The organism is Aromatoleum toluolicum (assembly GCF_012911005.2).
Lineage (GTDB): Bacteria > Pseudomonadota > Gammaproteobacteria > Burkholderiales > Rhodocyclaceae > Aromatoleum > Aromatoleum toluolicum.
The window spans coordinates 39759-51995 of the sequence record NZ_WTVS01000042.1 but is presented as its reverse complement, the minus strand read 5'-3'; the positions used below and the strand labels follow the sequence as shown (position 1 = coordinate 51995).

Below are 12237 nucleotides of genomic sequence, written 5' to 3'. Positions count from 1 at the left end.
CCTGTCGCCGACCGCCTTGCCGTCGGCGACAGGATCGTCGTCGGTTTGCGCGACGACGCGCTCGCGCGGGCAGCGCTAACGGCTTACGCGCTGCCGTTGGCGGTGATGCTCGGTGCCGCACTCCTGGCGGAAATGGCGGGCGCCGGCGAGTCGATGACCGCCGTGGCGATGGCGGGTGGCCTGGCTGTGGGCCTCGCGCTTGCGCGGTGGGCCGGTGCGCGGGCGGCGGAGGGGCCGCGGGTGCTGCGCCACGCGAGCGCGCTTTCGGGCAGCAGCGGCAACCAGGAGCGTGTGGCATGAACGAATATCTGCTGCTGCTCCTGTCGACCGCGCTCATCAACAACGTGGTCCTCGTGAAGTTTCTCGGCCTGTGTCCGACGATGGGGGTGTCGAAGAGCGTCGATGCCGCCCTCGGGATGGGGCTCGCGACCACCTTCGTGATCACGCTTGCCGCAGCGGCGAGCTGGATGCTCGAGCACTGGCTGCTGGCGCCGTTCGACCTCGGCTTCCTGCGCATCCTCAGCTTCATCCTCGTCATCGCCGCCGCGGTGCAATTCACCGAGATGGCGATTCGCAAGACGAGCCCGGCGCTGTACGAGAGCCTCGGCATCTACCTGCCGCTGATCACGACGAACTGCGCGGTGCTGGGCGTGGCGCTGCTGAACGTGCAGCAGGGCTACGGCTTCGTGAAGAGCGTGCTGTTCGGCTTCGGCTCCGCGCTCGGTTTTACGATCGTCCTGCTCATCTTCGCGGGGCTGCGCGAACGCCTCGCGCTCGCCAGCGTGCCGGCCGCCTTCTCCGGGGCCCCCGCGGCCTTCATCACGATCAGCCTGTTGAGCCTCGCCTTCATGGGCTTCTCCGGACTCATCCCCGCCTGAGGAGATCACATCATGCTTGCTGCCATCCTCAGTCTCACGATCCTCGGCGCAGTGCTGGGAACGGTGCTCGGATTCGCAAACCGCTTCTTCCAGGTGGAGGGCAATCCGCTTGTCGAGGAGATCGAGGCGCTGATGCCCGGCTCGAACTGCGGCCAGTGCGGCTTTCCCGGCTGCGCCGGCGCCGCGGCAGCGATCGCGGCGGGCCAGGCGTCGCCGACATGCTGCCCGCCCGGCGGGCGTTCGCTCGCGGTGACCATCGCGCAGCGCCTGGGCGTGAGCGTCGAGCTCGGCGGGGCGGAGGACCCGGGGCCGCTGGTCGCCGACATCGACGAATCGATCTGCATCGGCTGCACGCGCTGCATCCGCGCGTGTCCGACCGACGCGATCCTGGGCGGGCCGAAGCAGATCCACAACGTGATGCGCGATTCCTGCAGCGGCTGCGCGCAGTGCATCGATCAATGCCCGACCGAGGCGATGGTGATGCAGCCGCTGCCGGTCACGCTGCAGCAGTGGTTCTGGCCGAAACCGGCGTTGCGGGCCTGAGGGGGAGCTGGACATGGGTATTCTCGATCGATTCCTGCGCACGGCGCGTTTCAGCGGCGGCGTGCATCCGGACGACCACAAGCGCCCGGCCGCCGACGCGCCCTTGCGCGTGATGCCGCCGCCGGCCCGTCTTTACGTGCCGCTGGTGCAGCACATCGGCAGCCCGGCGCGCGCCATCGTCGCGGTGGGCGATCACGTCAGGAAGGGCCAGCGCATCGGCGAGCCGCAGGGCGCGGTGTCGGCGGCGATCCATGCGCCGACCTCCGGGCGCGTGAACGCGATCGGCGACATCGTCGCGCCGCATCCGTCCGGCTTGCCGGTGCGGGGGATCACGATAGCGAGCGATGGGCGCGACGAATGGTGCGAGCTCGAAACCTGCGACGATCCGTTCGCGCTCGATCCGGCGGAGATCGGCCGGCGCGTGGCGCGGGCGGGCGTGGTCGGACTCGGCGGCGCTGCATTTCCGTCGGCGGTGAAGATCTCGGGCGGACTCGGCGCGCGGGTGGACCTGCTGATCATCAACGCGAGCGAGTGCGAGCCCTTCCTGTCCTGCGACGATCGCCTGATGCGCGACCGCGCGGCGGAGTCCGTCGATGGCATTGCGATCATGCTGCACGCGACCGGTGCGCGCGAGGCGCGGATCGGTATCGAAGACAACAAACCGGAAGCGATCGCCGCGATGCGGGCAGCCGTTGCCGGACACGCGCGCATCCGCGTCGAGGTGATCCCGACGCGCTATCCGATGGGGTCGGAGAAGCATCTCATCCTGGTCCTGACCGGGCGCGAGGTGCCGGCCGAAGGGCGTCCGTCCGACATCGGCGTCGTCGTGCATAACGTCGGTACCGCGGTGGCGGTGCGCAACGCCGTCCGCTTCGGGCGTCCGCTGGTGTCGCGGATGGTCACCGTGAATGGCGCCTGCGTCCGCCAGCCGGGGAACGTTGAAGTGCCGATCGGCACGCTCGCCGGGGAGGTGCTCGCGTTCTGCGGCGGGTTGCGCGCCGAACACGGCGGCCCGGCGCGCCTACTCCTCGGTGGTCCGATGACCGGCATGCAGGTGCCGACGCTGGAGGTCCCGGTGATCAAGGGCACGGGCGGCATTCTGGTGCTCGATGCGGCGGAGGTGGGCGAGGGCGAGGGCGACGGCAGTCCTTGCATCCGCTGCGGCGATTGCATGCGGGCGTGCCCGGTCGGTCTGCTGCCGCTGGAGATCGCCGCGCGGGTCCGTGCGGGCGAGGTCGATGCCGCCGCGCGCTTCGGCCTCGCGGATTGCATCGCCTGCGGATGCTGCGCCTACGTGTGTCCGTCGCGCATCCCGCTGGTGCAGTACTTTCACCATGCGAAGGGCGAACTCGCCGCGCGGGCACGCGGCACGCAGCGCAATGAGACGATCCGCACGCTCACGCGGGCGAAAGCCGAGCGGGTCGAACGCGAGGAGCGTGAAAAGGCCGAGGCGCTTGCCCGGCGCGCGGCCGCGTCCCTGGCAGCCGCAGCGGCCGCCAAGCAGCCGGCCGCGGTCGCAGAGAAGGCAGTCGAGGACGCGAGCGAGGAAGCAGGAGTGTGCGCGTGAGCGGCCATGATCAATTCATGCCGGCACCGGCGCCGGCTCCCCATGCACATGTGGGGACGGACGTCGGGCGCACGATGCGACGCGTGCAACTTGCGCTGCTGCCGGCGACCCTGTTCGGGTTCTGGATTTTCGGCTGGCCGGCGGTGCATCTGTTCGTGATCACGGTCGGGGCGTGCCTGCTCACGGAAGCGTTTTGTCAGCGTCTGCGCGGCTGCGAGAGCCGGCTGTGGGACGGTTCGGCGCTGCTCACCGGCTGGCTGCTCGCGCTCTCGCTACCGCCGTGGGCGCCGGGCTGGATCGGTGCGCTCGGAGGCGTCATCGCGATCGCCATCGGCAAGCAGGTGTACGGCGGGCTCGGGCAGAACCTGTTCAATCCGGCGATGGTCGCGCGCGTTGCGCTGCTGGTGTCGTTCCCGGTGGCGATGACCCAGTGGGTGGCGCCGTTGCCGCTCGGGTCGGCGGTGGCGCCGGGTTTCCTCGAGGGGTTGCGCATCACGCTGGGGACGCTGCCGGTGCCCGATGCCGTGACCTCGGCCTCGCTCCTCGGCCATGCCAAGACCGAGCTGTCGCGCGGCATCGACCTCGCGCAGGCGCTCGATGCGGCCGGCGGGGCGCTTTCCGCGTGGCACGGTGCCCGTCCGGGCAGCCTCGGCGAGACCGGTGCTTTGCTGCTGCTTCTGGGCGGACTCTACCTGCTGGCGCGCGGCGTGATCCGCTGGCACATCCCGGTCGGCGTATTGGCCGGCGTTGCGCTGCCCGCCGTGGTGGCGCACGCGATCGATCCCGGCCACTACCTTTCCGCGACGACGCACCTCGCCTCCGGTGCGGTCGTGCTGGGCGCGTTCTTCATCGCAACCGACTATGTCACCTCGCCCAATACGGCGGCCGGACAACTGCTCTACGGCATCGGCATCGGCCTGCTGACGTGGATCATCCGCAGCTGGGGCGGCTATCCCGAAGGGATCGCCTTCGCGGTGCTGCTGTTCAATGCGCTGACTCCGGTCATCGACCGCTATTGCCGCCCGCGGATCCTGGGACGGACGCGGCGCGGTGCGCCGATCCGGGCGACGCAAGGGAGTGCCGAATGAGTGTTCCAGAGACCCCGGGCGGTATCGCCGCGATCCGCGAGCGGCTCGGCTACCAGCCCGTCCTGCTCGCCGTTTCGGCCCTGTTGGCGGGCGCTGCGCTGACGTGGGCGCATGGTGCGACGAAGGCGCCCATTGCCGCCGCCGAAGCGACTGATCTGCGTAACACCCTCGCGCAGGTCATGCCTGAAGGTTTCGCCGACAACGACCTGTTGGCGGATGTGGTGGAGGTCGACGGCGCGCGCGGGCCGGTGCGGGTGCACGTCGCCCGTCGCGCGGGCGCTACCGTTGGCGCCGTCTTCCGCATGGCGGAGCGCGGCTACGCCGGCGAGGTGGCGCTGCTGATGGCCGTCGATGCGGACGGTCGCGTCCTCGGCGTGCGCGTGCTGAAACACGCCGAGACACCCGGGCTGGGCGACAAGATCGACCGCGCGAAGTCGCCGTGGATCGACGGCTTCGCCGGCAAGTCGCTCGCCGAACCGGTGCCTGCGCAGTGGGCTGTAAAGAAGGACGGCGGCGTGTTCGACGCCTTCGCGGGGGCCACGATCACGCCGCGTGCGGTGGTGAAGGCGGTCCGTTCCGGGCTGGAGTTCTTCTCGGCGCAGCGCGCCGAAATCCTGGGAGATCGCACATGAGTCACGCACGCATCCTGCGCGAGGGGCTGTGGGGGTGCAATGTCGTGTTCTCGCAGATGCTCGCGCTGTGCCCGACCATGGCGGTGACGACCACCGGCACCAACGCGCTCGCGATGGGCCTGGCGACGACCGCGGTGCTGGTCGTGTCGAACATGCTCGTATCGCTCATCCGCGACGTGGTCAGCACGCAGGTCCGCATCCCCGTCTTCGTCGTGCTGATCGCGACGCTGGTGACGATCGTCGATCTCGTGCTGAATGCGTGGGCGCACGAGCTGTACAAGGTGCTGGGGCTCTTCATCGCGCTGATCGTGGTCAATTGCGCGATCCTCGGGCGCGCGGAAGCCTTCGCGAGCAAGAACGGCGTCGCGGCCTCGGCCGTCGACGGCTTGGCGACCGGACTCGGCTTCACGCTGGCGCTGACGGTGATCGGCCTGATCCGCGAGCTGTTCGGTGCCGGGACGCTGTTCGCGCAGGCGAGCCTGTTGCTCGGCCCGAGCTTTGCGTTCCTCGAAATGCGCGTGCCGGCCTATGAGGGCGCCTTGCTGATGATCCTGCCGCCCGGGGGCTTCGCCGTGCTCGGGCTGCTCCTTGCGGCGAAGCGCGTGTTCGAGGGCCGGCGGCGTGCGGACGCAGTGGCGTCCGTGCCCGCGGCGGCAAGCTGAAGGAGGTCGTCGATGCAGATCGTGGTCGCTTATTCGGAACCGGGGCAGCAGGTATCGTTGAAGCTCGAACTGCCCGAAGGCAGCAGCGTGAAGGCTGCCATCGAGCGTTCGGGCATTCTCGGACTTTTCCCGCACATCGACCTCGCGGTGCAGAAGGTCGGCGTCTATGCGCGGGTGGTCAAGCTGGACGCCGCCCTCAAGGACGGCGACCGGGTCGAGATCTACCGCCCGATCACCTGCGATCCCAAGGCGGTGCCGGTGCGCAGGACGCGCAACAACGCGGAAGCGCCTGCGGCAGGGGCCTGAGCAGGCGCCGCCCGCTGCCGGCGGAGTCAAGCGATGCGCCGGATCGGCGCGTCGGAGGGCGCCGTCCCTCAGCCGTCCTGCCCCGTCGCGAGCTTGTCCTGCGTCCGGTACTCGAAATCGCTCGCGTCGTGCCGCTCGTGGAGCTGCTCGCCCGGTTCGCCCCAGGTGCGATTGACCTTGCGGCCGCGCTGCACGGCCGGCCGCAGGCCGATTTCGCGCGCCCAGCGCAGCACGTGCGTGTAGGTGTGGGCTTCGAGGAACTCGGCCGCCTCGTATACGTGATTCAGCACCAGCCCGCCGTACCACGGCCAGATCGCGATGTCGGCGATGGTGTAGTCGTCGCCGGCGATGTAGCGCCGCTCGGCCAGCTGGCGGTTCAGTACGTCGAGCTGGCGTTTCGCCTCCATCGCATAGCGGTTGATCGGGTACTCGTATTTCTCCGGCGCATAGACGTAGAAATGGCCGAAGCCGCCGCCCAGGAAGGGACCGCTGCCCATCTGCCAGAACAGCCACGACAGGCACTCGGTGCGCCCGGCCAACGCCTTGGGCATGAAGGCGTCGAACTTCTCCGCGAGGTACAGCAGGATCGAACCGGACTCGAACACGCGGAGCGGCGGGGTGACGCTGCGGTCGAGCAGGGCGGGGATCTTGGAGTTGGGATTCACCGCGACGAAGCCGCTGCCGAACTGGTCGCCCTCGGTGATGCGGATCAGGTGAGCGTCGTACTCGGCCCCGGAGATGCCGCGCTCGAGCAACTCCTCCAACATGATCGTGACCTTCACGCCATTCGGCGTTGCCAGCGAATACAGCTGCAGCGGGTGCTTGCCGACCGGAAGCGCCTTCTCGTGCGTGGGGCCCGCGATCGGGCGGTTGATGTGGGCGAACTTGCCGCCGCTGGGTGCTTCCCATTTCCAGACTTTCGGCGGTGTGTAGGTGTTGTCGCTCATCGGAATGTCCTCAAACCTTCAGCTCGGATGCGGAAGTCCTGCAGCACTTCGCATTTAGAATATCGAACCCTCATCGACACCGTGCTCCAATGAAAATTCCGTCGTCCGCATTTCTCGGGCTCATGCTGTGCTCGGCCCCCGCGCTGGCGCAGGAGACGTCCGCCGCGAAGCCCGCCTCGAGGCGCATGGCGCCCGTGCCGTTCAAGGGGGTGGATTACAGCGGCGTCTATGACTGCCGCGGCATGGACAGCCACGAAGGACCGTACAACGGCGTTGTGACGCTGGAACTGGTGCCCTCCCAGAGCCACGGCGAGTACGGGGCCTATCGCTTCAAGCTCGAGGTGTCGGGATACGGCGAGTACCCTGGCCAGGCTGCGGCGAAGGGCCGGGAGATGGGCATCTTTTTCGCGAACACCGACCCGGCGCCCAAGGATTACGGCACCGGGATCGCGTCGTTCGCGAAGGGCAAGAACGGCAAATGGACCTTCACGAAGTACTACTACGAGCCCGAATTCAAGGGCGGAAACTTCGGAACGGAGACGTGTTTCCAGCGCTAGTTCTGGTCCGCGGTGGCACGACGGGTTTCCGATCCGTCTCGTCGCCCCCGTCAGATCCCGCATCCCGTTTCGAGCGGCGTCGATTGCCCGACCTTGCCCGTATCGACGCGCGCCTGCGCCGGCAGCGCGACGCCGTTCTTCACCGCGACCAGTTCCGCCATGATCGACAGTGCGATTTCGGCTGGGGTCTTGCTGCCGATGTAGAGTCCCGCCGGGCCGTGCAGGGACGCCAGTTCCGCCTCGGTCAGGCCGAAATGGGTGCCCAGCCGCTCGCGCCGCAATGACGTATTCCGTCGCGACCCGATGGCAGCGACATAGAAGGCGTCGGACCGCAGCGCATCGATCAGCGCGAGGTCGTCGAGCTTCGGGTCGTGCGTCAGCGCCACCACGGCGGTGCGCGCATCGGGCTTGAGGCGCAGGATCAGGTCATCCGGCATCTCGCGGCTGATCTCGACGCCCGGCAGGGACCAGGCCGCGTGGCGTTCGATGCGGGGGTCGCAGACGATCACCTCGAAGCCCAGGCCGAGCGCGATCTGGCACAGGAAACGCGACAGGTCGCCGGCGCCGATGACGATGATGCGGAACTGGGGCCCGAGATAGGTCGTGAGACGCCGTTCGTCCAGATGCGGCACGCCATCGCGGCGCCCGTCGCGCAACTCGACCCCACCGGTGGCGAGATCGAGGATGCGTTCGACGCTGCGGCGCTGCTCGCACGCCGCCAGCAGTTCGTCCAGCCGGCTGTGCGGTGACACCGGCTCCAGCACCAGCTCGATGGTGCCGCCGCAAGGCAGGCCGAAGCGGTGCGCCTCGTCGGCGGTGATGCCGTAGCGCTGCACGGTCGGCGCGAGGGCAGGGCAGGCCGCGTGGATGCCGCCGCTGCGGATGCGCTCGATCAGGTCGTCCTCGATGCAGCCGCCCGACACCGAACCCACCGTCGCCCCGTCGGCGTTGATGGCCATCAGCGAGCCGGGCGGACGCGGCGACGAGCCCCAAGTGCGGGCGACGGTGACCAGCACGACCGGCAGGCCGTCCGCCTGCCACCCGCACGCGGTGCGCAGAACCAGGGTGTCGAGATCTTCCATCGTGTTCCTCCGATGATATCCGCGTACTGTCAGGGCGCGTTCAGGCGAGCCTGAAGGGCAGTTCGCGAATCGGCTGTCCCGTCAGCCGCGCGATCGCATTGGCGAAGGCCGGCGCCAGGGGCGGCAGCCCCGGCTCCCCCATGCCGGTCGGCGGCTCTGCACTGGGGACGATGTGCACGTCGAACTCGGGCGCGTCGGTGATGCGTGCGACCGTGTAGGCGTCGAAGTTGCGTTGCTCGACTTCACCGTCCTTGAACGTGATCGCCGCCCCCGGCATGCACATCGACAGCGCCATCATCGCCGCCCCCTGCACCTGCGCCTCCACGCCGCGCGGGTTCACGGCGAGATTGCAGTGTACGCCGGCGGTCACGCGGTGGAGCATCGGCCGGCCCTGATGCAGCGAGGCTTCGACCACGTAAGCGACCACCGAGCTGAAGGACTCGTGCACCGCCACGCCCCAGGCGCGGCCTGCGGGAAGGTGCCGCTTGCCATAGCCGCTCTTGTCCACCGCCAACTGCAGGGCCGCACGGTGGCGCGGGTGCTGGTCGCCGAAGAGCGCCAGGCGATAGGCGACCGGATCCTGCTGCGTCGCTCGCGCGATCTCGTCGAGCAGCGTCTCCATCACGAAGGCGGTGTGAGTGGAGCCCACGCTGCGCCACCACAGCACCGGGACGTTGAGTTTCGGATGGTGCACGGTGAGGCGCATCGGCAGCGGATAGGGTTCCCGCATGCCTTCCACCGCGCTGCGGTCGACGCCATTCTTCACCATGCCGCCCTCGAACGGGGTGCCCGCGGCGATCGACTGGCCGACCAGCACGTGATCCCACGCGAGGACGCGGCCGCGCCCGTCGAAGCCGATGCGCGCCCGATGCAGATGCATCGGCCGGTAATAGCCGCCGCGGATGTCGTCCTCGCGGCTCCATACCATGCGTACGGGCGCATCGAATCCGGCGGCGCGGGCCGCCTTGGCGATTTCGCAGGCCTCGACCACGTAGTCGCTCGAGCCGACCGCGCGGCGGCCGAATCCGCCGCCGGCCATCTGCACATGCACCTTCACCTGTTCGGGCTTCAGCCCGAACACACGCGCCGCGGCCTGTCCGTCGACGCCGGGAAACTGGGTGCCGACCCACAGCTCGGCCCCGTCGGCGCCGATCCGCACGGTGCAGTTGAGCGGCTCCATCGGCGCGTGCGCAAGATAAGGAAAGACGAACTCCGCTTCGATCCTGTGCGGCGCGCTGTCGAGCGGCGTCATGTCGGCATCGAAGTGGCGCGGGCCGGGTTGCGCGGCGAGCTCGCGGTACTGTGCCAACTGGCGCGCACTGTCGACGCGTTCGACGGCGGCCGTGTCCCACTCCAGCGCCAGCGCCTCGCGGCCCTGCTTCGCCGGCCAGTAGCCGTCGGCCAGCACCGCGACGCCTTCGCCTCCGCGTTCGAGCGGGACGCGCAGCACGGCCTTCACGCCCTTGACGCGGCGTGCAGCCTTGTCGTCCACGGTGCGCAGCCTTGCGCCGAACACCGGCGGGTGTGCGATCACCGCGGTGAGCTGGCCCGGCAGGCGCACGTCGATGCCGAAGTCCTGCCGCCCGCTGCTCTTCGCGGCGCCGTCGAGGCGGGGCGTCGCCTGCCCGATGAGGCGGAAATTCTTCCGGTCCTTGAGCGCGACGCGTGCGGGAACGGGCTGCGCCATCGCGGCTTCGGCCAGTTCGCCATAACCCAGGCTGCGCCCGCCCGGGCCGAGCACCTTGCCCGATTCGGTGCGCAGCGCCGCCACGTCGACCTTCCAGCGTGCCGCGGCGGCCGAAAGGAGCATCGCACGGGCGCGGGCGCCGAGCTCGCGATACTGCAGGAAGCTGTTCTTCACCGAGTTGGAGCCGCCGGTGATGTGGATACCGTAGGCCGGATCGGCATAGGCGGGAGAACTGTCGCCAAAGCGCGTCCGCACCTTGGCCCAATCCGCGTCCAGCTCCTCGGCCAGGATCATCGGCAGCGCGGTCTGCACCCCCTGACCGAACTCGAGGCGGTTGATCGCGACGGTCACGACGCCGTCGGCATCGATGTGCAGGAAGGCGGAAGGCTGCTGCGTGGGCTTGAGGGCTTCGGTCTGGCCGGTGACGCCTTGCGCCGCTGCCATTAGGGGAAAGGCGCCCAGTGCAAGGCCGCCCAGTCCGGTCAGCTTCAGGAAGCTGCGGCGGGACATCGCGGCCTGCGGAGCGGGATCGTCACGCTCCAGCAGGTCGCGCAGAGCGGGCGGCAGCGGGTCGGGGAAGGTGTTGGGCAGCATGTCGGTCTCGGTCAGGCAATCGTGCGGGCCGCGTCGGCGATGGCGGCGCGGATGCGGGCGTAGGTACCGCAGCGACAGAGGTTTCCCGCCATCGCTGCGTCGATTTCGTCGGGCGTGGGCTGCTTGCCCTTGGGCAGCGACTTCAGGAACGCGGTGGCGCTCATGATCTGGCCGCTCTGGCAGTAGCCGCACTGGGCCACGTCGTGCTTGACCCAAGCGTCGCGCACGGCGGTGCCGATGCGGTCGCCGCCGTCGGTGGCTGCTTCGATGGTGGTGATCTTCTTGCCTGCTGCGGCGGAGATCGGGGTGATGCACGATCGGACGGCCTGTCCGTCGAGGTGCACCGTACAGGCGCCGCACAGGGCGGCGCCGCAGCCGAACTTGGTGCCGGTGAGACCCAGGGTGTCCCGCAGTGCCCACAGCAAGGGCGTGCCGGTCGCGACGTCGAGCGTGTGCTCGCGGCCGTTGATATCGAGAGTGGTCATGGCGGTTCGATCCTGCATCAGTCGGATGTTGGGCGCGGCGGCACCGGTTTTCACGGAAGCCAAAGCGGGGACGGGCGTGAGTCGGAGGTTCCTTCTTGCCTGCCGTGAAGCTTATGGCCTGTATTGTTCATCGAATAGCGAGCAACATCTTGAACCACTAGCAAGCGAAACTTGCTAATCTCCCGTCGCCCCGTTTCTGCTAACACCTTGGAGAGGTCCGATGCCGATCAACGAGATGCGCGCCATCAGCACCTTCTCAAAGGCAGTGGAGCTGGGCAGCCTGCGCAAGGCCGCCGCGGCGCTGGGCGTGAGCCCGCAGGCCGCCAGCCAGGCCGTGGCGCAGCTCGAGCAGCACCTCGGCGTGCGTCTGCTGCACCGTACGACGCGGCACATTGCGCTGACCGAGGAGGGGCAGCAATTTCTGGAATCGGCCCAGCCGGCGATGGCGATGCTCGAACGCGCGCTGCGGCGAGTAACGGTTGCCAAGGATGAGATCGCCGGGCCCTTGCGCATCATCGCACCGCGATCGAGTTTCGCGTCGCTGCTGTGGCCGGTGATCAATGCCTTTTGCCAGGAACATCCCGACGTGCAGGCCGACCTCCATCTCGACGACCAGATCGCGAACTGGGTGCAGGAGCGCGCGGACGTGGGGTTTCGGATCGGCTCGCCGCCGGAGGAGGGCCTGATCGCGCGCAAGCTCTTCGTGGTGCCGCTGATCATCTGCGCCGCCCCGGCATATCTCGAGCGCTACGGGCTTCCGAAGAGCCTGGACGAACTCGCCACCCATCGCTGCAGCGTGTTTCGCCATCCGGCGACCGGCCGGGTCTATCCGTGGTTCCTGAAGATCGGCGACGAAGTGGTCCAGCGCGAATTTCCGCCGGCCTTGTCGACCAACGATGCCGAGACCGAACTGCAGGCGGTGCTCGACGGGCTGGTGATCGGCCAGCTTGCGGGTTTTTCAGCCGTGCCGCATCTGCGTGCCGGCCGTCTTGTGCCGGTGCTCGCGCAGTACATGACCGACCACATGAGCGTCCATCTCTTCTACGGAAGCCGGCGTGCGCAACCGGCGCGGGTGCGCAAGTTCATCGACTTCGCGCTCGCGCGCCTGACGGACAGTCCGGACTATGCCCTCAGCGAGCGGGAGATCCGCGACATGAGCGGGACGACGCGCGATCCATCCTCGTAGGTGTGAACAGGGACCGCGCGAGA

At 68.8% G+C, this 12237-nt stretch carries 14 protein-coding genes; 10 read left to right on the top strand and 4 right to left on the bottom strand.

What is annotated here, in order from left to right; all coding sequences use genetic code 11:
• The 8 genes from GPA27_RS18450 to GPA27_RS18415 all read left to right on the top strand — a co-directional run.
• The coding region (locus GPA27_RS18450) for a SoxR reducing system RseC family protein (protein WP_169141952.1) at positions 1-300 on the top strand (300 nt) is incomplete at its 5' end.
• Positions 297-878 carry an electron transport complex subunit RsxA gene (rsxA, locus tag GPA27_RS18445; RefSeq protein ID WP_169141951.1) on the top strand — a complete coding sequence of 194 codons (582 nt, stop codon included), beginning with the start codon at positions 297-299 and terminating at the stop codon, positions 876-878. The genes GPA27_RS18450 and rsxA, both read left to right, overlap by 4 nt.
• Before the next feature lie 12 nt (positions 879-890).
• Positions 891-1421, top strand: a complete 531-nt coding sequence (locus GPA27_RS18440; protein ID WP_169141950.1) for an RnfABCDGE type electron transport complex subunit B — start codon at positions 891-893, stop codon at positions 1419-1421.
• Between the two features lie 13 nt (positions 1422-1434).
• Positions 1435-2988 carry an electron transport complex subunit RsxC gene (rsxC, locus tag GPA27_RS18435; RefSeq protein ID WP_211165085.1) on the top strand — a complete coding sequence of 518 codons (1554 nt, stop codon included), beginning with the start codon at positions 1435-1437 and terminating at the stop codon, positions 2986-2988.
• 17 nt (positions 2989-3005) lie between these two features.
• Positions 3006-4076 carry an RnfABCDGE type electron transport complex subunit D gene (locus GPA27_RS18430; RefSeq protein WP_169141956.1) on the top strand — a complete coding sequence of 357 codons (1071 nt, stop codon included), beginning with the start codon at positions 3006-3008 and terminating at the stop codon, positions 4074-4076.
• Entirely contained in the window at positions 4073-4708 is a 636-nt protein-coding gene (rsxG, locus tag GPA27_RS18425) for an electron transport complex subunit RsxG (protein ID WP_169141949.1), read from the top strand. The genes GPA27_RS18430 and rsxG overlap by 4 nt, the downstream gene beginning before the upstream one ends.
• Positions 4705-5370 carry an electron transport complex subunit E gene (locus tag GPA27_RS18420; RefSeq protein WP_169141948.1) on the top strand — a complete coding sequence of 222 codons (666 nt, stop codon included), beginning with the start codon at positions 4705-4707 and terminating at the stop codon, positions 5368-5370. The genes rsxG and GPA27_RS18420 overlap by 4 nt, the downstream gene beginning before the upstream one ends.
• Before the next feature lie 12 nt (positions 5371-5382).
• A complete protein-coding gene (locus GPA27_RS18415) occupies positions 5383-5676 on the top strand; it encodes an RnfH family protein (RefSeq protein WP_169141947.1) in 294 nt (97 codons plus the stop codon).
• A gap of 68 nt (positions 5677-5744) precedes the next feature.
• Here GPA27_RS18415 and yghU read toward each other — a convergent pair whose 3' ends face one another.
• Positions 5745-6623: a glutathione-dependent disulfide-bond oxidoreductase gene (gene yghU, locus GPA27_RS18410; protein WP_169141946.1), complete on the bottom strand. Its 879-nt coding sequence runs from the start codon at positions 6621-6623 to the stop codon at positions 5745-5747.
• A gap of 89 nt (positions 6624-6712) precedes the next feature.
• Here yghU and GPA27_RS18405 point away from each other — a divergent pair, with 89 nt between their 5' ends.
• Positions 6713-7180 (top strand): hypothetical protein, encoded by a 468-nt coding sequence (locus GPA27_RS18405; protein WP_246261223.1) that lies wholly within the window; start codon positions 6713-6715, stop codon positions 7178-7180.
• A gap of 50 nt (positions 7181-7230) precedes the next feature.
• Here GPA27_RS18405 and GPA27_RS18400 read toward each other — a convergent pair whose 3' ends face one another.
• The 3 genes from GPA27_RS18400 to GPA27_RS18390 are packed head-to-tail and all read right to left on the bottom strand — an operon-like array spanning position 7231 to position 11028.
• Positions 7231-8262, bottom strand: coding sequence for an XdhC family protein (locus GPA27_RS18400; protein ID WP_169141945.1), 1032 nt, complete (start codon positions 8260-8262; stop codon positions 7231-7233).
• Positions 8263-8302: 40 nt separating this feature from the next.
• Complete coding sequence (locus GPA27_RS18395) at positions 8303-10543, bottom strand: xanthine dehydrogenase family protein molybdopterin-binding subunit (RefSeq protein ID WP_169141944.1); 2241 nt, start codon at positions 10541-10543, stop codon at positions 8303-8305.
• 11 nt (positions 10544-10554) lie between these two features.
• A complete protein-coding gene (locus tag GPA27_RS18390; protein ID WP_169141943.1) occupies positions 10555-11028 on the bottom strand; it encodes a (2Fe-2S)-binding protein in 474 nt (157 codons plus the stop codon).
• 220 nt (positions 11029-11248) lie between these two features.
• On the opposite strand from GPA27_RS18390, the gene GPA27_RS18385 reads away from it, so the two are divergent.
• Complete coding sequence (locus tag GPA27_RS18385; protein WP_169141942.1) at positions 11249-12214, top strand: LysR family transcriptional regulator; 966 nt, start codon at positions 11249-11251, stop codon at positions 12212-12214.
• Positions 12215-12237 lie beyond the last annotated feature (23 nt).

What these genes read in the sequence shown, in the direction of transcription:
- GPA27_RS18385 (WP_169141942.1), top strand. Translation starts at nt 11,249, where the DNA reads ATGCCGATCAACGAGATGCGCGCCATCAGCACCTTCTCAAAGGCAGTG.
- GPA27_RS18390 (WP_169141943.1), bottom strand. Translation starts at nt 11,028, where the DNA reads ATGACCACTCTCGATATCAACGGCCGCGAGCACACGCTCGACGTCGCG.
- GPA27_RS18420 (WP_169141948.1), top strand. Translation starts at nt 4,705, where the DNA reads ATGAGTCACGCACGCATCCTGCGCGAGGGGCTGTGGGGGTGCAATGTC.
- GPA27_RS18400 (WP_169141945.1), bottom strand. Translation starts at nt 8,262, where the DNA reads ATGGAAGATCTCGACACCCTGGTTCTGCGCACCGCGTGCGGGTGGCAG.
- GPA27_RS18405 (WP_246261223.1), top strand. Translation starts at nt 6,713, where the DNA reads ATGAAAATTCCGTCGTCCGCATTTCTCGGGCTCATGCTGTGCTCGGCC.
- rsxG (WP_169141949.1), top strand. Translation starts at nt 4,073, where the DNA reads ATGAGTGTTCCAGAGACCCCGGGCGGTATCGCCGCGATCCGCGAGCGG.
- GPA27_RS18415 (WP_169141947.1), top strand. Translation starts at nt 5,383, where the DNA reads ATGCAGATCGTGGTCGCTTATTCGGAACCGGGGCAGCAGGTATCGTTG.
- yghU (WP_169141946.1), bottom strand. Translation starts at nt 6,623, where the DNA reads ATGAGCGACAACACCTACACACCGCCGAAAGTCTGGAAATGGGAAGCA.
- GPA27_RS18395 (WP_169141944.1), bottom strand. Translation starts at nt 10,543, where the DNA reads ATGCTGCCCAACACCTTCCCCGACCCGCTGCCGCCCGCTCTGCGCGAC.
- GPA27_RS18440 (WP_169141950.1), top strand. Translation starts at nt 891, where the DNA reads ATGCTTGCTGCCATCCTCAGTCTCACGATCCTCGGCGCAGTGCTGGGA.
- rsxA (WP_169141951.1), top strand. Translation starts at nt 297, where the DNA reads ATGAACGAATATCTGCTGCTGCTCCTGTCGACCGCGCTCATCAACAAC.
- GPA27_RS18430 (WP_169141956.1), top strand. Translation starts at nt 3,006, where the DNA reads ATGCCGGCACCGGCGCCGGCTCCCCATGCACATGTGGGGACGGACGTC.
- rsxC (WP_211165085.1), top strand. Translation starts at nt 1,435, where the DNA reads ATGGGTATTCTCGATCGATTCCTGCGCACGGCGCGTTTCAGCGGCGGC.